Below are 18,964 nucleotides of genomic sequence, written 5' to 3'. Positions count from 1 at the left end.
CTCAGCCCATGTGCGGGTAGCGGTGGTCCTTCGGCGGCACGAAGGTCTCCTTGATCGACCTCGGCGAGGTCCAGCGCAGCAGGTTGACGGCGGCGCCGGCCTTGTCGTTGGTGCCCGAGGCGCGTCCGCCGCCGAACGGCTGCTGGCCGACCACGGCCCCGGTCGGCTTGTCGTTGATGTAGAAGTTGCCGGCCGCGAAGCGGAGCGTCTTGCGCGCCCACGCGATGGCCGCCCGGTCCTGCGCGATGATCGCGCCTGTCAGGGCGTACGGGGCGAACGACTCCATCTGCTCGACGACCTGCTCGAAGTGGTCGTCCTCGTAGACGTGGACGGCGAGGATCGGGCCGAAGTACTCGTCGGAGAACATCTGGTCCGTCGGGTCGGTGGACTCGACGATCGTCGGACGGACGAAGTAGCCGACCGAGTCGTCGGTCTGACCGCCGGCCAGCAGGCTGAGGTGGTCGGTCCCCTGCACGCGGCCGATCGCCTTCTCGTGCTTGGCGAACGCACGCTCGTCGATCACCGCTCCCATGAAGTGGGACAGGTCGGTCACGTCGCCCATCGACAGTGCGTCGGTGTCCGCGATGAGCTGGTCCTTGATCTTCACCCAGACCGAGCGCGGGACGTAGGCACGCGAGGCGGCCGAGCACTTCTGGCCCTGGTACTCGAACGAGCCGCGGATCATGGCGACGCGCAGCGCGTCGGGGTCGGCGCTGGGGTGGGCGACGATGAAGTCCTTGCCGCCCGTCTCCCCCACGATCCGCGGGTAGGTGCGGTAGCCCTGGATGTTCTCCCCGATCGTGCGCCACAGGTGCTGGAAGGTCGGCGTCGAGCCGGTGAAGTGGATACCGGCCAGGTCGCGGTGCGGCATCACGACCTTCGACACGTCCAGGCCGTCACCGGGGAGCATGTTGATGACGCCGGGCGGCATGCCGGCCTCCTCCAACAGCTCCATCGTCAGCGACGCGGCGAGCTGCTGGGTCGGCGACGGCTTCCAGATCACCGTGTTGCCCATCAGCGCCGGGGCCGTGGGCAGGTTGCCGGCGATCGCGGTGAAGTTGAACGGCGTGATCGCGTAGACGAAGCCCTCGAGCGGGCGGTGGTCGGTGCGGTTCCAGATCCCCGGGCTGTTGGCGATCGGCTGGTCGGTGAGGATCTGCTTGGCGTAGTGGACGTTGAAGCGCCAGAAGTCGATCAGCTCGCACGCGGCGTCGATCTCGGCCTGGAACGCGGTCTTGGACTGCCCCAGCATGGTCGCGGCGTTGAGGCGCTGGCGCCACGGGCCGGCAAGCAGGTCCGCGGCCTTGAGCAGGATCGCGCACCGCTCGTCGAAGGGCATCGCCCGCCAGTCGGGCGCGGCCGCGGTGGCGGCCTTCACGGCGGCCTCAGCGTCAGCGGTGGTGGAGTTCCTCAGCGTGCCGAGCACGTGCTGGTGGTCGTGCGGCTGGACGACCTTGATCTCCGCACCGCCACCCTCACGGTGCTCGCCCCCGATGACGGCCGGGAAGCTGCGCTGCTCCTTCTCCAGCAACGCGAGCTCGACGACAAGGTCCTCGCGCTCCGGGCTGCCGGGGGCGTACGTCAGGTTCGGCTCGTTGGTGGGAGCCGGAGGAAAGGTGATCGCGTCCATCCGGCGATGGTCTCATCCAGACGCGCGGGCCTCAAAAGGAGGCGACCAGGTCACCGATCTCCTGCGTCGCCCACCAGGCGAGGTCGTCGTCAGGATCCGCGTCGTCGCTGCTGTCGACGTGCACGGCGACCACGTCTCGCCAGGTTGCCGGGCCCTCCGCCGTGGCGGTCTCGACGACCACCACGACCCGGCGACGCCGCCCGTCCGGGAGCGCGGCGAGCAGCTGTGCCGACGCGTCGGCCGCGGTCATCAGGGCGGCGTACTCCGTCTCCTCGCCCTCGTCCTCGGCCACCACGGCGTCGCGGACCTCAGGTCCTTCGCGCTCCCACTCCTCAGCGAGGCGAGGAAGGGTGCTCGGGACGTAGCGGCGGGTCACTTCTTGCCTGCCTTCTGACCTGAGGCCTTCTTCCGCCCGCGGGGGGCGCGTGGCCTGGTGTCCGAGGCCGAGTCCTTCAGCTCCTCCAGCGACTCCAGCACGCACTGCCCCAGGACGTCGGCGTCCGGCACGGCGTCACGGTCGGTGGTGATGCCGTAGAAGACACCGCCGTCGTAGGACGTCACGCCGATGGCCAGCGGGTGGTCGGGCAGGAGCGGGTGGACCGGGTAGGACTCCAGCATCCGCGCGCCGTCGGCGTACAGCGGGAACTGCGGGCCGGGAACGTTGGTGATCGAGACGTGGAACCCGCGCCGCAGCTCGGCGGCCGCCAGCCGGGAGCCGAGCGCGTGGAAGGTCGTCGGCGCGAAGCCGGCGATGCCGGAGAGTCGGCGGGCCGAGACGTTGCGGCCGTTCTCGCGGTGCGCCTTGAGGTCGTAGCTGACCTGGTGCAGGCGTACGACCGGGCTTGGCTCGCTGATCGGGAGGTTCACCAGGTGGCCGGTGATCTGGCTGCCCAGCGAGGTGGCCTCGAGCTCGTCGTCGATGACCGACATGGGCACGATCGCCTTGATCGTCTTGAGCCCACCCATCGACTCCGCCCGCGTCATCAGCCAGCCGCGCAGGCCGCCGGCGAGCGTGGCGAGGATGACGTCGTTGACGGTGCCGCCGTGCACCTCGCGGATCTTGCGGTAGTCGGCGAGCTCGGTGTGCACGGTGACGAACCGACGCTGCTGGGACAGCCGCCGGTGCACCGGGGTGGAGTGGACCGGGGCACGTCCGGCGAGGGCGTTGGCCACCTCGGCGACCCGGGCGCCGGTCGCGGAGGCCTGCCGGCCCAGCGACTCCGCGTTGGCTCGCGTGGTCAGCCACAGCGTCCGCGGGCTCTCCAGGCTGTCGGTCACCGCGTTGACCGCGGCCGCGACCGGGCCCGCCGTGCGTCGTGGGCGCCAGACGTCGTCGTGCCCGAGCGTGGAGCGGTCCGGCGAGGTGTCGAGCAGCACCTGCCCGATGTCGACCGTCTCACGGCCGTCGACGAGGATCTGGTGGCTCTTGGTGAGCAGCGCCACTCGCCCCTCGGCCAGCCCCTCCACGAAGTAGACCTCCCACAGGGGGCGGCCGCGGTCCAGCGGCCGGGACGCGATGCGGGCGACGAGCTCACGGAGCCGGTCGTGCGTCCCGGGCCGCGGCAGCGCGGAGCGGCGTACGTGGTAGCCGAGGTCGAAGTTCTCGTCGTCGACCCACGCCGGGTTGGCCAGGCGACCCGGCACGACCTGCAGGCGCTGGCGGTAGCGCGGGACGAAGGCGATCCGGTCGGCGATCAGCTCGACCAGCCGGTCGTGGTCGAACCCCGAGTCACCGGGGTCGAAGATCTCGACGGTGGCGTTGTGCATGGGCGTCGTGGGGGACTCGGCGGCCAGGATGGCCAGGTCCCGCGGCCGGAGCCGCTCACTCATCTGGTTGCCCCTTCGCTGAAGTGTCGGACCGTCGGAGCCCGGGCCAGGGCCGGTGCCCTTCGCGCTTGTCCCGCATGGGATTCTGACAGAGCCGGTGGCGGAGTGCGTGTCGTGGCCACCGCCACTCGTGCAACGCCTGAAGGAGAACGCTGTGTCCGGTCGCGGCCTCGCCCGCCTTGTCCCCCTCGCCCTCGTCGTCGCCGTGAGCCTGACCGCGTGCGGTGGTGGTGACGACGCGGACCCGCCGGCCAGCACGCAACCCGCCACGGAGGGCGACTCCGTCGCCCTGACCGTGACCCGCGAGGGTGGGGAGTTCACCCCCAACGGAGAGCGCGTCGAGCTCGGCGTCGACCAGACCCTCGTCCTCACCGTCACCGCCGACGAGGCCGGGGATCTCCACGTGCACAGCACCCCGGAGCAGGAGATCGCCTACGAGGAGGGCACCTCCGAGCACGAGATCACCATCGACCGCCCCGGTGTGGTGGAGGTCGAGAGCCACGAGCCCGACGTCGTCGTGCTCCAGCTCGAAGTACGTTGACCGTGGGTCCGCTGAGCGTGGGCGGCTCGATCTCGGCCCACGGGCTCGGGGGCGCGAAGGACCTGCCGATCCCGGCCGAGCTGGCGATCGCCGGCGCGGTCGCCGCGCTCGTCATCTCGTTCACCGTCCTGGCCCTGGCCTGGCGCGAACCCCGCTACGACGCGGCCACGAGCGGGCGTCCGGCTCCCGCGTGGCTGGACCGCCTCGTGTCCTCGCGCGTGCTGGCCGTCGTCGCCCGGGTGCTCGGCATGGCGTTCTTCCTCTACGTCGCGGCCGCGGCGGTCGCGGGCAAGGACTCGCTGATCAACCCGTTCCTCGGGACGTTCTACGTGCTGCTCTGGGTCGGCCTGGTGCCGGCATCGTTGCTGCTGGGTCCGTTCTTCAAGGCGGTGAGCCCGGTCCGCACCATCAGCATGCTGTTCGCGAAGATCTCCGGCGTGCCCGAGGGCGAGGGCCTGTACGCCTACCCCGCCCGCCTCGGCTACTGGCCGGCCGCCGCCGGCCTCTTCGCCTTCGTCTGGCTCGAGCTGGTCTACCCCCACTCCACGGACCTCGGCCCGGTGCGGCTGTGGACAGCTGCCTACCTCGGCATCATGCTCATCGGCTCGGCCGTGTGGGGCACCACGTTCCTGGCGCGCGCCGACCCGTTCGAGGTCTACTCCTCACTGGTCGCCAAGCTGTCGATCTGGGGGCGCCGCCAGGGCGTGCTGGTGCTGCGCAGCCCCCTGGCGAACCTCGACACGGTGGTGCCGCGCCCCGGCCTGGTCGCGGTCGTGGGGGTGCTGTTCGGCAGCACTGCCTTCGACTCGTTCCGGGAGTCGAGCGCCTGGCTGCGGCTGGTCCAGTCGATGTCGATGTCGCGGGTCCTCCCGGACACCCTGGCGCTGATCACGTTCTCGCTCGGGGTGGCCCTGGTCCTGACCGTCGCCACGATGGCCACAGGCGTCACCAGCGACACCTTGCGGCGTGCCCTGCCGGACCTGTTCGCCCACGCAGTGGTGCCGATCATCGTGGGCTACATCGCGGCCCACTACCTCACCTACCTCGTCGAGTACGGCCAGCAGACCCTGATCCAGCTGAGCGATCCGCTCAGCCGTGGCGACGACTACCTCGGCACCGCCGACCTGCAGGTCAACTACTGGCTGTCCATGCACCCGACGTTCGTCGCCGTCGCCAAGGTCCTGGCCGTGGCGCTGGGCCACGTGCTCGGCGTGGTGGCCGCACACGACCGCGCGGTCAAGCTCCTGCCGCCGCGGCACCAGCTGACGGGTCAGCTGCCGTTGCTCGTGGCGATGGTGGGCTTCACCGTGGGAGGTCTCTACCTGCTGTTCGCGGCGTGACCCAGCGGGTTCAGCCGCGGGGAGGGACCGGCCCGTAGGGCCAGCCCTGAGGCAGCTCCGTGATCACGGTGACGACCTCGCAGCGACCGCCGTAGGGGTCGACCTGGTCGAGCGGGTCGCGCCAGCCGACGAAGATCACCTGGTCGTTGGTGCCGTTCTGCTGGCCGTCGTCGTCGCAGCGGATCTTGTCGACCATGCCGTCGGGCAGGACGTAGATCGTGTCGTCACCCTGCTCGGTGAAGACCTTGTCGGCGCCGGGGCCGAGGAACACGACGTCGTTGCCCTCGTCGCCCTTGATCAGCCAGTCGTTGCCGTCGCCGTCGATGAGCACGTCGTCGCCGGGACCGCCCTGGATGGCTCCGTCGTCACCGGGGCCGCCGTCGATCCAGTCGTTGCCGGCGCCGCCGATGTGCTTGTCGGAGCCGTCACCGCCGAAGAGGCGGTCATCTCCGTCGTTGCCGCCGAGGATGTCGTTGCCGAGCTCGCCGTAGACGGTGTCGTGGCCGATGCTGGAGGAGATGATGTCGTCGCCCTCGCCACCGTAGAGGACGTCCTCGCCCTGCCCGCCATCGATCTTGTCGTTGCCGAGCCCGCCGGCGACGAAGTCGTCGCCGGGCTGCGCCGTGATCCAGTCGTTGCCGTCGTCACCGTGGACGATGTCGTGACCCAACCCGGCGTAGATCTTGTCGTCACCGCCGTTGCCCGTCACGCGGTCGCGACCACCGAGGGACATGATGTGGTCGCTCTTCGACCGCCCGGAGATGACGTCGTTCTTCGTCGTGCCTTCGACAACACGACCGGCGAAGGCCGGTGTGGCGGTCAGGACGAGCGCGGTGATCGCCAGGGCGCTGGTGCGTACGGAACGTGACACGTCAGGGTTCTCCTTAGAAGAAGGCCCCAATCTTAGATGAATCTTGACGATTCGTTGGATTTTGCCCGGATCCGCCGCCCAGCGAGACGCCGTCCCCGCTCCGGGGTCGTCGGCACCGAGTCGGGGAACACGGCATCGGCGAGCGCCGCAAGGCTGCGCACCAGGGAGGAGTCGCCCTGCTCCACCAGCGGCCGCCCGGAGACGAGGGCCCGGTCGAGGGCCGGTCGATCCTCCGGGAGGAAGTGCATCCCTGCCACCCGGCTGAAACCCTCGACCATGCCGGCGATCTCCTTCTCGGACCACCCGATGGAGCCGCGCATGCGGTTGACCACGACCCGCACCGGGCTGCCCGTCGCGCGCTCACGCAGCTCGACGAGGGCCCGCGCCAGCCGGGCGAGGCCGACCGGGTCGGCCGATCCGACCACGACGATCTCGTCGGCCTGGTCCAGCGCGGCCAGAGTGAGGGAGTTGCGGCCGGGACGGCCGCCGAAGTCCGATCCTGCGTCGTCCTCGAGGCAGAACCCGGTGTCGACCAGCACGTGCCCGAGGGAGCGTGAGGCCTCGAGCAGCTGGTCCACGTGGGCGGCTCGGACCTCCCGCCAGCGGTCGGCCCGCGGGAGCCCGGTGACGACGGCGAGGTGGTCGCCGACCCCCCGGCAGACCGATGCGAACCGGTCGTCGAGCTGACCGGACCCGGCGAGCCGGGACGCCGAGAGCAGCCCCGAGACCTCGTCGAGGATGCCCAGCTGCTGGGCCACCGCGCCGCCGTAGGGGTCGAGATCGACCAGCACGGCGGCGACCTCGCGCCGCGCGACCTCGCAGGCCAGGTTGGTCGCGACCGTCGTACGGCCCGGGGCGCCGATCGGCCCCCAGACAGCGACCACCCGGCCTCGGTCCGTCGCCCGCGTCGGGTCGGGACCTGCGACGGGCGCCGGCGCGTCGTCGCGTGCACGGGTGTCGGCAACGTCCTCGACCGTCGTCACCACGACCGGCAGCGAGGCCAGCTCCCCCGAGCCCACGACCGCCGAGATCCCGAGGCGCTGCGCGTGCTCGCGCACGTCGAGGTCGTCGGCGCGCGCCGCGGTCACCCCGACCGGGCGCACGGCATGGCGCCTCAGGTGGGCGATGCTCGCCGGGTCGAGTCCCGGCGCGTCGAGGGACAGCACGGCGACGTCCGCCTGCCCGCTGGTCACGGAGGCCAGCAGGTCGTCCACGTCGACGCAACGCTTCAGGACCACGACGCCGTGGTGCGCCTCGAGGTCTGCGAGAGCCGGCGACTCCCACGCCTCCCCCGCCGCCAGGAGCAGCACGCAGATCACGGCGCTCAGCTCCGGCCGACGACGCGGACGCGGTTCTCGCCACTGGCGGCGAGCACCAGCCCCAACGACTCCTCGTCGTCCTGCGGGACGGCCAGCACGAGCTGCCTCGCAGTGGCGGAGGCGAAGGAGTCCGAGACGAGGGGCGCGTCGAGGATGAGGACGTCGGCCAGGACGAGCTCGGCGGCTGCGCGTGAGCGTCGGGCCCCCGCGCTCTGGCCGTCGATGACCCACACGTCGACGTGCGAGCCGCGTACGAGATCGGTCGGCACGTGCTCGGCCGACACGGCGATGGACACGGCCACGGTGTCGTCGGCCGCCTCCTCGCCCAGGGCCCCTGCGGGGACGAGCTCTCCGGCGGCCAAGGGGTGGGTCAGCGTGAGCGTGTCCGGGAGCTCGTCGTCGACGGGGAGGTAGCGCTGCTGGTCGGCGCCCTCGGCGAACCGGACCCGGGTCGCCGTCAGGTCGTCGGCGGTGAGCGTCTGTCCGGCGACCAGGTCCGAGGAGGCGGACCAGACGGCCGTCATGTCGTCGGCACCGGACAGGATGCGGGCGCCGGCCACCACGGACCCTGTGACGAGGGCGATCCCGATCCACAGCCGGGGGTCGCGCCATCCGGGAGAGCTCGCGCGGCTCGCGACGGGGACGTCGACGGCGCGGAACCTCCTGGACCGGTTGCGAGACACGTTGTCAGACAGGTTGCGAGACACGTTCCGAGACACGGGGGTCATCATTGCCCCACCGGGCGGACTTCACACCTGCCTGTCCACAGCCCCGGCCGGGCGGCGTCGTCGCTCACCTCGTCGATGGCACGATGGGCCCATGCCCGAGGACCCCCGATTCCTGACGCTCGCCGACGTCGCCGAGGTGCTCAACACCTCCGGTGCGCAGGTCTACGCACTCGTGCGCCGTGGTGACCTGCCGGCCATCAAGATCGGCGGCCGCGGGCAGTGGCGGGTGGAGCGCGTGCAGCTCGAGGAGTTCATCCAGCGGATGTATGCCGAGACCAAGGCGTTCGTCGACGAGCACCCGTTCGTGGAGGCCGAGTCCGACTAGGACCCGTCCTCAGCCGACCTTGCCGTCGAGCTCGACCTCGACGACCTGCTCCTCGCCGTCGCGCAGCACAGACATCTCCACCGTCTCACCGGGCAGGTGCGTCCGGATGGCGACGATGAGGGCGATGCCGTCGTTCACGGGCAGGTCCCCGACGGCGGTGATCACGTCGTCCTCGCGCAGCCCGGCCTGCTCGGCGGGAGTGTCCGGCATGACCTCGGTGATGGTCGCGCCCTCGGCGTCGGGCGCACCGCCCGTGCGCACCTGGGCACCGATGACGGGGTACTCCGCCTTCCCGGTCCGCAGGATCTGGTCGACCGTCGTGATGACCTGCTCGATCGGGATCGCGAACCCGACGCCGATGTTGCCCGACTCGGTCGAGGCCCCGCCGGTGGTGGCGATCGCGGAGTTCACCCCGACCACCTCGCCGGCGAGGTTGACCAGCGGGCCACCCGAGTTGCCGGGGTTGATCGCGGCGTCGGTCTGCACCGCGTTGATGTAGGAGGAGTCGTCGTTGGACTCACCCGACGTGGTGACCGGTCGGTTGAGGGCGCTGACGATCCCCGAGGTGACGGTCTGGCTCAGGCCCAGCGGGGCACCGAAGGCGATGACCGGGTCGCCGACGCGGAGCGCCTGCGAGGCGCCCAGCGCGGCGGGCTCCAGCGACTCGGCGCCGTCGACGTCGAGCACCGCGAGGTCGTAGACCGCGCTGCGACCCACGACCGTGGCTTCGTGCCGCTCACCGGAGTGGTCGATGACCACGATCGGGCCGTCCTCCTCGGCGGCGGAGGCCACCACGTGGCTGTTGGTCACCACGTGACCTTCGCGGTCGAGCACGAAGCCCGACCCGGTCGCTCCGGCGGCGTCACCGTCGAACTCGGCGACGATCTGCACGGTGCTGGGCAGCAGGGCCTGGGCGACGGCCGGGACCGAGCCGTTGTCGGTGGTCAGCGGTGCGGCCGTGCGGGTCCGCACTCCGTCGAGGCCGTTGTCGACCGTGGCACCCTGGGACGAGGCCAGCTCGTCGTGCAGCGCGCTACCGGCGACACCGCCGACGATGCCGACGACCAGCGCGAGGCACGCGACGGACGGCCACACCCACAGCGGGAGCTTGCGGGTCCGGGTCGCTCCCGCGTGCTGACCGTAGCCGGGCTGCGGATAGGGACCGGGACCGAAGTACGCCGGCCCCGGAGCGGGGTGACCGAACGGCACGGTCGGAGCGGCCGACTCGTGCGGACGCGGCTGCTGTGCCTGGGGAGCGGTCGGCTCCTCGACGTGGGGCGGCGGGGGCGGCGGCGCGAGCATGCCGTCGTCCGGGCGGTCGTGGGACGCGTCGGTGCGACCGTACGCCTGCCCGTCGGGCTGTGGACTCCAGCCCGCGAGGGGCTGCGTCGGCTCCTCGGGCGCCTGCTCGTCGGGCTCGTGCTCGTCGCTCACGGAGCAATCTTCTCCCGGATCGCCACAAGGCGCTCAGCCAGGGGCGTCCGGGAGGGTGACACCGGGCCACGGACGGCACGGTCGTCGACACTGTTGACTGGTGTCGCGGGGCCGGCCGGACGGCTCAGGTCCGTGGCCGGCGGACGGGGCTCCATCCGCGGAGCCCCGGCGACACCGAGCGCCAGGACGCCGACGACGCACGCACTGGCCGCACCACCGCCGATGGCCACGAGGCCACGACGCGATCGCTGGGAGGACGTCGGGAACGGGGTCGCGGCCGTCAGGCCGGAGCCCGACGCGGGCGCCAGGGCGGAGCAGTGGCCGATGAGCGACGACTTGAAGTCGCGCGAGGGCTCCGAGGGCCCGAAGGAGAGCTGTGCGAGCTGGGTCTTCACCCAGCCCTCCTTCTCGACCAGGTCACGGCAGGAGTGGCAGCTGTGGACGTGGTCCCAGCAGCGCTCCTCCTCGTCCGGGGCGAGGCGGCCGTCGATGAGGGCACTGACACGGGATCCCAAGTGGCTCATCACGACACCGACCCCTGCGATCGAGGCTGGAGCTGCGGCGCGGTGGGGCCGGAGTATCGCTGGCGTCCGGCTGCGGGCTCGCGGTGGGCGAGCGCCTTGCGGAGCATGCTGCGGCCGCGGTGGATGCGCGAGCGTACGGTGCCGAGCTTGGCGTCCATGATCTCCGCGATCTCCTCGTAGCTGAGGCCTTCGACGTCGCACAGCACGACAGCGGCGCGGAAGTCGGGTGGGAGCGTGGCGAGGGCGGTCTCGATGTCGTCGTCGAAGGTCTGGTCGGCCATGGCCAGGTCGGGCGCCGGCGCCGAGCTGGTGAGCCGCGCGGCGCGCTCGTCCGAGAGCGGGTCGAAGCGGATCCGCTGCTTGCGGCGCGCGCCGTCGAGGAACAGGTTAGTGGTGATGCGGTGCAGCCAGCCCTCGAAGGTGCCGGGCGAGTAGGTGTCCAGCGAGCGGAAGACGCGGACGAAGACCTCCTGCGTCAGGTCCTCGGCGTCAGGACGGTTGCCCGTCAGGCGGTAGGCGAGGCGGAACACCCGGTCCGAGTGGTGCTCGACGATCTCGTCCCACGTGGGTACGACGTCCGGGTCCAGACTCGTGTCGACCTGCTCACCCACTGGTGCCCCCTGGCTCGTCTTCCTCGACCGCAGCTGCAACTCGGTTCGATGTCCTTCCTGACGCTAGGCAGTCCGCCTGAGAGTTCCCTGTGAACCCCATGCGCTCCGGCCAAGAACTTCCCCGGCAACCGGGCCTCCCCAGCTGGCGTACCCCCTCCAACGACCGGGGTGCCGTGTGTGTTCCCGGACACGTCGGACAGCTCGCGCGCGATAGAGTCGCGCCCGTGCCCACCCCCACTGCGCCGATCAAGCCCGCCAGCTGGTCCTATGCCGAGTCGTTCGTGGTCGAGGACGACATCCTGGCCGCCGCTCGTAGCCGTGCCGAGGAGGTCGGCGTCGCCCCCATCGGCTCCGGCGTCGGAGCCACCCTCTGTTTCCTCGCCTCCGTCCTCGAGGCTCGCGCGGTCGTCGAGATCGGCACGGGCACCGGCGTCTCGGGGCTCTGGTTGCTGCGCGGCATGCGTGCCGACGGCGTGCTGACCACGGTCGACATCGAGGCCGAGCACCAGCGCCTGGCCAAGGAGACCTTCACCGAGGCCGGCATCCCGAGCAACCGGGCGCGCACGATCGCCGGGGCCGGGCTCGACGTCCTCCCCCGCCTGACCGACGGTCACTACGACCTCGTGTTCTGCGACGGTGACAAGCGCGAGTACGCCGCCTACCTCAAGGAGGCGCTGCGCCTGCTGCGTCCCGGCGGGATCGTGGCCTTCGACAACGCACTGTGGCACGACCGCGTCGCCGACCCCGCGCAGCGCGACGAGGAGACGGTCACCATCCGCGACCTGGGTCGCACGATCCTCGAGCACGAGTCCCTCGTGCCGGTGCTCCTCCCCGTCGGCGACGGCCTGCTGGTCGCCAAGAAGGAATGGGCGCCGGAGGCGTAGTCGTTGGCGCTCGCTCCGCTCTGCTTTGGCGCTCGCTGCGCTCGCGCGTGCTCGCCGCCCCTGCTGTATGGCGCTCGCTCCGCTCGCGCGTGCTCGGCGCCCCCGTAGACGTCGTCTTCCCTCCTCGGCTTGCTCGCTGCGCTCGCGTCGCTCGTCAGTCCAGACGACGTCGGGCGCCGAGCCTCAAGTGAGTCTGACCTCGGGGCTCGCCACGCTCGCTACGCATGAAGGAACGAGCGATGTGGTCTAGGCGACCGACCACCTCAGCTCACGCGCTCGTCGCCCCGGGCTGTCTGGACTGAGGAGCGAGCAAGCGTGACGAGCGAAGCGAGGCAGCGCCGTCGAGCGACGAGGGAAGACAGGCCGTTCAAGGGCGACGAGCACGCGCGAGCGGAGCGAGCGCCAAAGACACAGCACGCGCGAGCGGAGCGAGCGCATCAGTACCGGGACGCTGCCGCAAAACCTTCCCAGCCCTCGGCGATCGCGACGATGTCGCACGCCTCGATGAGGATCGGCGACGAGCCGATGATCCGCGACCCCGGCGACTCGGCGGCGCCCTCGGTGAAGGTGCGCTGGAACTCCTCCCGCGCCTCGCTCGTGGCGAAGACGTAGCAGCCCTCGAACCACTCGCCGCGCACCATCCGCCACGTCTTGAAGCGGAGACCGGCCATGCCGGTGAAGCGCGCGTGTGAGGTCTCGGCGACATACGACGAGAGCTCCTCCACGACGCCCTCCGGCGCGTCGGCGAGCGACCAGCGGACTGTGAGACCGAGCATCAGGCAATCCCTTCCAACGGGTCGTCGGAGCCCAGCCACGTGAGCAGCAGACGCGGACCGAAGCCACTGGGGCCCGCCGTCCACTCGTGCCGCTCGGCGGGGGACTCTGCGGCGGAGGCGAAGTCGATGTGGGCCCACGGCACGTCGCCCGCGAAGTGCTGCAGGAACAGCGCCGCAGTGATGGCGCCGGCCCCACCGGCGGCGTTGTCGCCGTCGGCGATCTTGGAGGTGACCCGGTCCTCGTAGTCGGTGACCAGCGGCATCCGCCAGACGTTCTCCCCGGAGGCGGCAGCGGCCGACTCGACGTGGCCGGCCAGCACCTCGTCGTTGGCGAAGAAGCCGCCGGTCCACTGCCCCAGCGTCACCTTCATCGCCCCGGTCAAGGTGGCGATGTCGACCAGCACGGTCGGCGACAGCTCGGCGACGGCGTACGCCATCGCGTCGGCGAGCACCAGTCGGCCCTCGGCGTCGGTGTTGTTGACCTCGGAGGTGCGACCGCCGAAGTGGGTGACCACGTCGCCGGGACGCATCGCGGAGCCGCTGATGGCATTCTCGGCTGCCGGGACCAGGCCGATGACGCGGACCGGGCAGTCGACGTCGCGCAGCGCGGCCATCGCCGCGATCACCGCGCCACCGCCGCTCATGTCGCGCTTCATCGTCAGCATGCCCTCGCTGGGCTTGATGTCCAGGCCGCCGGTGTCGAAGGTGATGCCCTTGCCCACCAGCACGACGGTGGGCATGCGCTTGGTGGCTCCGCGGGGGGTGTAGTCCATGCGGATCAACCGGGGCCGGTGCGCAGAGCCGCCGCCGACGGCGAGGATGCCCCCGAAGCCCTCGGCACGGAGCCTCTCCTCGTCCCAGACCGTCACCTCGAGGCCCGCGGCCTCCCCGACCTCGACAGCCTGCTCGGCGAGCCAGGAGGGGGTCTTGAGGTTGGCCGGGACCATGGCCAGTGCCCGGGAGCGCCAGCCTGCTCCGCCGAGCGCGATGGCCCGGGCCAGCGCGTCGTCGGCGCCGTCGTCGCTGACGCCGGCGAGCACGATCCGCGCCACCGGGCGCTCCCGAGGACCGGTCGAGCGCCAGTGGAACGCGAAGGAGCCGAGCATCGCACCGACCACCAGTGCACCCAGGCCTTCGTCAGGCGCGATCGCCGCAAGGGAGGTGACGACGCTGGCTCGGTCCTTGGTCGCTCGGGCCACGGCGGCACCGGCACGGCGGAAGTCGGTGACCGTGCCCTCGCCGACACCGACGAGGAGCACGAGGCTCACCTCGTGGTTCGCGTCGGAGGAGGTCACCGGGATCGACGTGACCTCGCCGGTCCGACCGGTGGCACGCGCTGCGTCGAGGGCCGCCAGGAGGTCGATGCCGAGGGCCTCGGACGCCTCGTCCGCACCGGGGCCCAGCAGGAGTCCCTCCTGGTCGGGGAGGACCGGGAAGGCCCACACCTCCGCGCCGCCGATCTGGTGCGGCAGGGCGGGGCTGAGGGCGAACTGGGGAGGAGAGACCTGCGTGGGAAGGTGCGCAGTGATGGGCACGGTCAGCCGACGACGTCCTTGAGCGCGTCACCGAGATCCGTCGCCTCCTCGGCGTTGAGCTCGACCACCAGGCGTCCCCCGCCTTCGAGCGGGACGCGCATGACGATGCCGCGGCCTTCCTTGGTGACCTCGAGCGGTCCGTCGCCCGTGCGGGGCTTCATGGCGGCCATCGGCGCACCTCTTCCTGGTTCAGCCATCGTCGGGGATGGTCGCTCTTCACATGCGAATCGAGGCGGCTGAGTCGTGCCTGGCCGCCCCGATAGGCGTCGTACAGAATTCATTATCCCTCATGACGCACGTGATCGGCACCACAGGGCGCACGGACGGCAGATGTACGTCGGGCAGACTGCCCCCATGACGAGCTCAACCAGTGCCCCTGTCCTGCTCGACGTCGTCGACTCGGTGGCCACGATCACCCTCAATCGGCCCGAGGCGATGAACGGTCTCGACGTGGCGACCAAGGACCTCCTGCTGGAGCTGGTGCAGCAGGTGAGCGAGGACCACGCGGTGCGGTGCGTCGTGCTCACCGGCAGCGGCAAGGCGTTCTGCGTGGGCCAGGACCTCAAGGAGCACCTGGCCGGACTGACCGGCGCGGCCGACGTACCCCTGTCCGACACCGTGGAGAAGCACTACAACCCGATCGTTCTGGCGCTCTCGACCATGCCGAAGCCGGTGATCGCCGCAGTCAACGGGGTCGCCGCTGGCGCGGGCGCGAGCCTGGCCTTCGCGGCCGACTTCCGGATCCTGGTCGACTCGGCGGGCTATAACACCTCCTTCGCCGGCGTCGCCCTGTCGTGCGACACCGGCTCGAGCTGGACGCTGCCCCGCCTGGTCGGGCGGGCCAAGGCGATGGAGCTGCTCTACTTCCCGCGCACCGTCACGGCCGCGGAGGCGCTCGACCTCGGGCTGGCCACGCAGGTGGTGACGGCCGAGGAGTTCCCGCGGGCCGTCGGCGAGCTGGCGACCCGCCTGGCCTCCGGGCCCACGGTCGCCTTCGGCTCGATCCGCAGGGCCGTGGCGAACTCGGCCGCGCAGCCGCTCGAGGAGGCGCTGGCCTTCGAGGCCGACATGATGGCCCTCACCGGCGGCACCGAGGACCACCTGGCCGCGGTGAATGCCTTCGTCGCCAAGGAGAAGCCGGTCTTCCGCGGCCGCTGAACCCGATGGTCCGCCTCAATCGGGTCGCCCCAGGGCGGGACACCAACCCATCCGATGAGGACTGCACGCGGTCAGCCGAGCGAGGTGCGGTGCGCCCCGAGTACGCCGAGTACCTGGCGGGGCGCCTCGACGACCATGCGTCGACGCGAGGGGTGGCTGCCGTACTCCACGGTGAGGGCAGCGCCGCGGAAGTGGTGGTTGAACCACATCGTCATGGTGCCGTGGCACAGGCCGCCGCAGTCGAGCCTTGTCTGCGGGAGCCGGAGCGCGCGGGCCAGACGGCGGGCGAAGCCCGGGTCCTTGGTGTCGGTGTCCACCCCGTTGAGCGGCTGGTGGAAGCTGAGCACCCGGCGCGGGTCGATCTCATCGAGGAACCTCATCACCGCACGGGTCTCCGGTTCGCTGCCGGGACGCCGGCCGGACTCGTAGTTGCCGTCGAGGTCGGCCCACTTGTAGGGGAAGTTGCGGTTGAGGTCGACGCCGCGGGCGTTGCGACGGGTGCCCCTGGCGAGCCCGTCGGGGTTGTAGGTGGGGATCACCCACAGGTCCACGCCGCGGACCGCCCGGCCGTCACGCAGGCTCTGGAGGATGCCTCGCGTGTGCGGCTCGTTGCCGTGCATCGTCGAGACCAGCACGATCCGTCGCTTGCCCGGCTCGCCCAGCCGCCACGCGCGGATCGGGCGGCCCTTCACCGAGTGCCCGATGGTGCGGGCCTCGACCACGGCCGGGCGGTCACTGGGGCCGGCTGGCAACGCGGCTGCCGGTGCAGGAGCGAGAGGATCGCCTGCCGCGACCGCGGCCAGCACTGCCGCCGCGAGGACGACCCCGAGGAGGCGGCGCATCAGACGGCGGCGGTGAGGTAGGCGTAGGTGAACACGAGGACGCCGACCACCATCCCGAGGTGGGCCAGCAACGACAACCCCGGCCCGTCGCTCCAGCTGTCTCCCGTCGCCTCCGGCACGTGCCGGCCCTTGGCGGGCAGCCAGCGGGCGAGGATCAGCAGGCCGCAGATGGCGGTGATCCACCAGGCGGCGATCGCGAGGATGCCGACCAGCGGGCCGCCGACCAGCGTGTCCTCCGGTGCGACGAGCACGCCGAGCCACAGGACGAGCGCGATGGTCCCGGCCACGAAGTGGGCGGCGGGGAGCCGGCGGCTGATGGAGAACCGGCCGGCCGTCTCGTCGCCGCTGAGGCGCAGACGGGTCAGCACGACCACCACGGCAGCCAGGGCCGTGAGGATCCACACCACGATCGGGAACGACACGCGAGGAGTGTGCCCTAGCCCGGACCGGCGTCGCCAGCCGCGTCGTCCTCGTGACCAGGCTCGGCGCGGTCCTCGAGCTCCGTGGCGAGCCGTGCCAGCACCGCGTCGACGTCGGACATCCGGTAGCCGCGGACCGCCAGCGGGAACCGCACCGTGCGCAGGTCCTGCGCCTGCAGGGGGCGGTCGTCGGGAAGAGCGACGTCGGGGCGGTCGTCGTACGCCGGTGCCATCGAGCCGCCTCGTCCGGACGCGATCATGGCGACCCCGCCCATGGCGAGGACGATCAGGACGGCGAACAGCCACATCATCACTGGATCACTCCGGGCGCTCGGGGGCGGGCGTGGGCCAGCGGCCCTCGCGGGCGGCGACCATCAGCGCCACCGCCTCGTCGATGTCGTCGGTCACCACCATCATGTCGAGGTCGGAGGCGTTGATCTTGCCCTCGGCCAGGACCGTCTCGCGCAGCCAGTCGAACATGCCCTGCCAGTAGGCCGTGCCGATGAGCACGATCGGGAAGGACGTGACCTTCTGCGTCTGCACCAGGGTGAGCGCCTCGAACAGCTCGTCCAGCGTCCCGATCCCTCCGGGCAGCACCACGAAGCCCTGGGCGTACTTGACGAACATGGTCTTGCGGGCGAAGAAGTAACGGAAGTTGATGCCCTTGTCGACCCACTGGTTGAGCCCGGCCTCGAAGGGGAGCTCGATGCCAAGGCCGACGCTGATTCCTCCGGCCTCGCAGGCGCCCTTGTTTGCGGCCTCCATGGCGCCCGGGCCACCTCCGGTGATCACCGCGAAGCCGGCCTCGACGAGCTTGCGACCGGCCGCCTCGGCGACGGCGTAATGCGGGTGGTCGGCCGGCGTCCGCGCCGAGCCGAAGACCGCGATCGCCGGCCCGATCTCGGCCAGGGCCCCGAATCCTTCGACGAACTCCGACTGGATGCGCAGCACCCGCCAGGGGTCGGTGTGCACCCAGTCCGAGGGGCCGCGCGAGTCGAGCAGCCGCTGGTCGGTGGTGGAGCCGGTCTCCACCTGGCCGCGGCGGGTGACGACCGGGCCCTCCATGCGGTCGCTCATGCGTGCTCCCCCGACGCTGATCCCACCGGTGATCCCAGCGGTGCGCCCAGCCAGTCCTTGAGCGTGCGCTCGCAGCGCTCGATGTGCTCGGTGGGGACGTGCTCGTCCTGCTTGTGCGCGAACATCGGATCCCCCGGTCCGAAGTTCACCGCGGGGATGCCGAGCTTGGTGAACTGCGCGACGTCGGTCCACCCGAACTTCGGCTTGGCCTCGCCGCCGACTGCTTCGACGAACGCCTTGGCGGCGGGGCGGTCGAGGCCGGGCAGCGCGCCCGCGGCCATGTCGGTCACCGTGACGTCGTAGCCCTCGAAGAACTCGCGGACGAACGCCTCGGCGTCCGCCTCGCTGCGGTCGGGCGCGAAGCGGAAGTTGACCTCGACGACGCACTCGTCGGGGATCACGTTGCCGGCGACGCCGCCGCGGATGCCGGTGGCGTTGAGACCCTCGTGGTAGGTCAGGCCGTCGATCTCGGGCTCGCGGGCCAGGTAGTCGTTGAGGCGCGCCAGGATCGGGGCCGCCAGGTGGATGGCGTTGACGCCCTTCCAGCTGCGGGCGCTGTGGGAGCGTTCGCCGGTCGTACGCACGTCGGCGCGCATGGTGCCCTGGCAGCCGGCCTCGATCGAGGCGTTGCTCGGCTCCATCAGGATCGCGAAGTCCGCCTCGACCAGGTCGGGGTCGCTGACGGTGAGCTTGCGCAGGCCGTTGTGGACCGAGTCGACCTCCTCCGCCTCGTAGAAGATGAAGGTGAGGTCGCGGTTGGGCTCGGCCACGTCGGCGGCGAGCTTGAGCATCACCGCGTCGCCGCCCTTCATGTCGCAGCTGCCGAGCCCGTGCAGGATGCCGTCCTCGAGCCGGGCCGGCAGGTTGTCGTTGAGGGGGACCGTGTCGAGGTGGCCGGCGATCACGACCCGCTCGCCGCGGCCCAGGTCGGTGCGCGCGACCAGGGTGTGGCCGCGCCGGGTCACCGTCAGGTGCGGCAGCGTGCGCAGGACCGTCTCGACCGCGTCGGCGATCTCCTGCTCGTCGTGGCTCACCGACGAGATGTCGACCAGCTGCTGGGTGAGGGTGACGACGTCGGCTGAGAGATCGAGGTGAGGCATGGTCCCGATTCAACCAGCCGGTC

At 71.3% G+C, this 18,964-nt stretch carries 22 protein-coding genes; 5 read left to right on the top strand and 17 right to left on the bottom strand.

Features of this window, described 5'->3' with window-relative positions; genetic code table 11:
- Position 1 precedes the first annotated feature (1 nt).
- The 3 genes from pruA to J3P44_RS03975 are packed head-to-tail and all read right to left on the bottom strand — an operon-like array spanning position 2 to position 3,460.
- Complete coding sequence (gene pruA, locus J3P44_RS03985) at positions 2 to 1,630, bottom strand: L-glutamate gamma-semialdehyde dehydrogenase (protein ID WP_255888933.1); 1,629 nt, start codon at positions 1,628 to 1,630, stop codon at positions 2 to 4.
- Between the two features lie 31 nt (positions 1,631 to 1,661).
- Positions 1,662 to 2,006: a DUF6912 family protein gene (locus J3P44_RS03980; RefSeq protein ID WP_255888932.1), complete on the bottom strand. Its 345-nt coding sequence runs from the start codon at positions 2,004 to 2,006 to the stop codon at positions 1,662 to 1,664.
- A complete protein-coding gene (locus tag J3P44_RS03975) occupies positions 2,003 to 3,460 on the bottom strand; it encodes a WS/DGAT/MGAT family O-acyltransferase (protein WP_255888931.1) in 1,458 nt (485 codons plus the stop codon). The genes J3P44_RS03980 and J3P44_RS03975 overlap by 4 nt, the downstream gene beginning before the upstream one ends.
- Before the next feature lie 151 nt (positions 3,461 to 3,611).
- On the opposite strand from J3P44_RS03975, the gene J3P44_RS03970 reads away from it, so the two are divergent.
- Together J3P44_RS03970 and J3P44_RS03965 are read left to right on the top strand one after the other, a co-directional pair.
- Positions 3,612 to 3,998, top strand: a complete 387-nt coding sequence (locus tag J3P44_RS03970; RefSeq protein WP_255888930.1) for a hypothetical protein — start codon at positions 3,612 to 3,614, stop codon at positions 3,996 to 3,998.
- 2 nt (positions 3,999 to 4,000) lie between these two features.
- A complete protein-coding gene (locus tag J3P44_RS03965) occupies positions 4,001 to 5,338 on the top strand; it encodes a hypothetical protein (protein WP_255888929.1) in 1,338 nt (445 codons plus the stop codon).
- Between the two features lie 10 nt (positions 5,339 to 5,348).
- Here the strand turns inward: J3P44_RS03965 and J3P44_RS03960 are convergent, their stop codons facing one another.
- From J3P44_RS03960 to J3P44_RS03950, 3 genes are read right to left on the bottom strand one after another with little or no spacing between them, the layout of a single operon-like run.
- Positions 5,349 to 6,209, bottom strand: coding sequence for a calcium-binding protein (locus J3P44_RS03960; protein WP_255888928.1), 861 nt, complete (start codon positions 6,207 to 6,209; stop codon positions 5,349 to 5,351).
- Between the two features lie 32 nt (positions 6,210 to 6,241).
- Positions 6,242 to 7,528 carry a CpaE/TadZ family protein gene (locus tag J3P44_RS03955; protein ID WP_255888927.1) on the bottom strand — a complete coding sequence of 429 codons (1,287 nt, stop codon included), beginning with the start codon at positions 7,526 to 7,528 and terminating at the stop codon, positions 6,242 to 6,244.
- 5 nt (positions 7,529 to 7,533) lie between these two features.
- Positions 7,534 to 8,211, bottom strand: a complete 678-nt coding sequence (locus J3P44_RS03950) for a CpaB family protein (protein WP_255888926.1) — start codon at positions 8,209 to 8,211, stop codon at positions 7,534 to 7,536.
- Positions 8,212 to 8,347: 136 nt separating this feature from the next.
- Between J3P44_RS03950 and J3P44_RS03945 the strand changes: the two genes are divergently transcribed.
- Complete coding sequence (locus J3P44_RS03945) at positions 8,348 to 8,581, top strand: helix-turn-helix domain-containing protein (RefSeq protein ID WP_255888925.1); 234 nt, start codon at positions 8,348 to 8,350, stop codon at positions 8,579 to 8,581.
- Between the two features lie 9 nt (positions 8,582 to 8,590).
- Here the strand turns inward: J3P44_RS03945 and J3P44_RS03940 are convergent, their stop codons facing one another.
- Genes J3P44_RS03940 through sigE form a run of 3 tightly spaced genes read right to left on the bottom strand, consistent with a single transcriptional unit; the run spans position 8,591 to position 11,150 of the window.
- On the bottom strand, positions 8,591 to 10,015 hold the full coding sequence (locus J3P44_RS03940; protein ID WP_255888924.1) for a S1C family serine protease: 1,425 nt from the start codon (positions 10,013 to 10,015) through the stop codon (positions 8,591 to 8,593).
- Positions 10,012 to 10,539, bottom strand: a complete 528-nt coding sequence (locus J3P44_RS03935) for an anti-sigma factor (protein WP_255888923.1) — start codon at positions 10,537 to 10,539, stop codon at positions 10,012 to 10,014. The genes J3P44_RS03940 and J3P44_RS03935 overlap by 4 nt, the downstream gene beginning before the upstream one ends.
- The gene (gene sigE / locus J3P44_RS03930; protein ID WP_372496468.1) at positions 10,539 to 11,150 is read right to left on the bottom strand and encodes an RNA polymerase sigma factor SigE; all 612 of its coding nucleotides are present in this window, start codon (positions 11,148 to 11,150) and stop codon (positions 10,539 to 10,541) included. The genes J3P44_RS03935 and sigE overlap by 1 nt, the downstream gene beginning before the upstream one ends.
- A 224-nt stretch (positions 11,151 to 11,374) precedes the next feature.
- On the opposite strand from sigE, the gene J3P44_RS03925 reads away from it, so the two are divergent.
- The gene (locus J3P44_RS03925) at positions 11,375 to 12,034 is read left to right on the top strand and encodes an O-methyltransferase (RefSeq protein WP_255888922.1); all 660 of its coding nucleotides are present in this window, start codon (positions 11,375 to 11,377) and stop codon (positions 12,032 to 12,034) included.
- 437 nt (positions 12,035 to 12,471) lie between these two features.
- Here J3P44_RS03925 and J3P44_RS03920 read toward each other — a convergent pair whose 3' ends face one another.
- The 3 genes from J3P44_RS03920 to J3P44_RS03910 are packed head-to-tail and all read right to left on the bottom strand — an operon-like array spanning position 12,472 to position 14,515.
- Positions 12,472 to 12,810 carry a hypothetical protein gene (locus tag J3P44_RS03920; RefSeq protein WP_255888921.1) on the bottom strand — a complete coding sequence of 113 codons (339 nt, stop codon included), beginning with the start codon at positions 12,808 to 12,810 and terminating at the stop codon, positions 12,472 to 12,474.
- On the bottom strand, positions 12,810 to 14,345 hold the full coding sequence (locus J3P44_RS03915; protein ID WP_255888920.1) for a leucyl aminopeptidase family protein: 1,536 nt from the start codon (positions 14,343 to 14,345) through the stop codon (positions 12,810 to 12,812). The genes J3P44_RS03920 and J3P44_RS03915 overlap by 1 nt, the downstream gene beginning before the upstream one ends.
- A gap of 2 nt (positions 14,346 to 14,347) precedes the next feature.
- Positions 14,348 to 14,515, bottom strand: coding sequence for a DUF3117 domain-containing protein (locus J3P44_RS03910; protein ID WP_255888919.1), 168 nt, complete (start codon positions 14,513 to 14,515; stop codon positions 14,348 to 14,350).
- 184 nt (positions 14,516 to 14,699) lie between these two features.
- Between J3P44_RS03910 and J3P44_RS03905 the strand changes: the two genes are divergently transcribed.
- Positions 14,700 to 15,503, top strand: a complete 804-nt coding sequence (locus J3P44_RS03905; RefSeq protein ID WP_255888918.1) for an enoyl-CoA hydratase/isomerase family protein — start codon at positions 14,700 to 14,702, stop codon at positions 15,501 to 15,503.
- Between the two features lie 71 nt (positions 15,504 to 15,574).
- Here the strand turns inward: J3P44_RS03905 and J3P44_RS03900 are convergent, their stop codons facing one another.
- From J3P44_RS03900 to dapE, 5 genes are read right to left on the bottom strand one after another with little or no spacing between them, the layout of a single operon-like run.
- Positions 15,575 to 16,345 (bottom strand): M14 family zinc carboxypeptidase, encoded by a 771-nt coding sequence (locus J3P44_RS03900; RefSeq protein WP_255888917.1) that lies wholly within the window; start codon positions 16,343 to 16,345, stop codon positions 15,575 to 15,577.
- Positions 16,345 to 16,767, bottom strand: a complete 423-nt coding sequence (locus J3P44_RS03895) for a hypothetical protein (protein ID WP_255888916.1) — start codon at positions 16,765 to 16,767, stop codon at positions 16,345 to 16,347. The genes J3P44_RS03900 and J3P44_RS03895 overlap by 1 nt, the downstream gene beginning before the upstream one ends.
- 14 nt (positions 16,768 to 16,781) lie before the next feature.
- The gene (locus J3P44_RS03890) at positions 16,782 to 17,075 is read right to left on the bottom strand and encodes a DivIVA domain-containing protein (protein ID WP_255888915.1); all 294 of its coding nucleotides are present in this window, start codon (positions 17,073 to 17,075) and stop codon (positions 16,782 to 16,784) included.
- A gap of 7 nt (positions 17,076 to 17,082) precedes the next feature.
- The gene (locus tag J3P44_RS03885; protein ID WP_255888914.1) at positions 17,083 to 17,841 is read right to left on the bottom strand and encodes an LOG family protein; all 759 of its coding nucleotides are present in this window, start codon (positions 17,839 to 17,841) and stop codon (positions 17,083 to 17,085) included.
- Positions 17,838 to 18,941: a succinyl-diaminopimelate desuccinylase gene (gene dapE, locus J3P44_RS03880; protein ID WP_255888913.1), complete on the bottom strand. Its 1,104-nt coding sequence runs from the start codon at positions 18,939 to 18,941 to the stop codon at positions 17,838 to 17,840. Before dapE ends, J3P44_RS03885 begins: the two co-directional genes overlap by 4 nt.
- Positions 18,942 to 18,964 lie beyond the last annotated feature (23 nt).

The sequence above is a fragment of the Nocardioides astragali genome (genome assembly GCF_024436375.1).
In the GTDB taxonomy this organism is placed as follows: Bacteria; Actinomycetota; Actinomycetes; order Propionibacteriales; family Nocardioidaceae; genus Nocardioides; species Nocardioides astragali.
Note: the sequence above shows the minus strand (reverse complement) of the source record. Positions and strands in the feature narration are given on the sequence as shown.

Coding starts and splice junctions, on each gene's coding strand:
- dapE (WP_255888913.1), bottom strand. CDS start 18,941: ATGCCTCACCTCGATCTCTCAGCCGACGTCGTCACCCTCACCCAGCAG.
- J3P44_RS03910 (WP_255888919.1), bottom strand. CDS start 14,515: ATGGCCGCCATGAAGCCCCGCACGGGCGACGGACCGCTCGAGGTCACC.
- J3P44_RS03885 (WP_255888914.1), bottom strand. CDS start 17,841: ATGAGCGACCGCATGGAGGGCCCGGTCGTCACCCGCCGCGGCCAGGTG.
- J3P44_RS03890 (WP_255888915.1), bottom strand. CDS start 17,075: ATGATGTGGCTGTTCGCCGTCCTGATCGTCCTCGCCATGGGCGGGGTC.
- J3P44_RS03975 (WP_255888931.1), bottom strand. CDS start 3,460: ATGAGTGAGCGGCTCCGGCCGCGGGACCTGGCCATCCTGGCCGCCGAG.
- J3P44_RS03905 (WP_255888918.1), top strand. CDS start 14,700: ATGACGAGCTCAACCAGTGCCCCTGTCCTGCTCGACGTCGTCGACTCG.
- J3P44_RS03920 (WP_255888921.1), bottom strand. CDS start 12,810: ATGCTCGGTCTCACAGTCCGCTGGTCGCTCGCCGACGCGCCGGAGGGC.
- J3P44_RS03935 (WP_255888923.1), bottom strand. CDS start 10,539: ATGAGCCACTTGGGATCCCGTGTCAGTGCCCTCATCGACGGCCGCCTC.
- pruA (WP_255888933.1), bottom strand. CDS start 1,630: ATGGACGCGATCACCTTTCCTCCGGCTCCCACCAACGAGCCGAACCTG.
- J3P44_RS03945 (WP_255888925.1), top strand. CDS start 8,348: ATGCCCGAGGACCCCCGATTCCTGACGCTCGCCGACGTCGCCGAGGTG.
- J3P44_RS03900 (WP_255888917.1), bottom strand. CDS start 16,345: ATGCGCCGCCTCCTCGGGGTCGTCCTCGCGGCGGCAGTGCTGGCCGCG.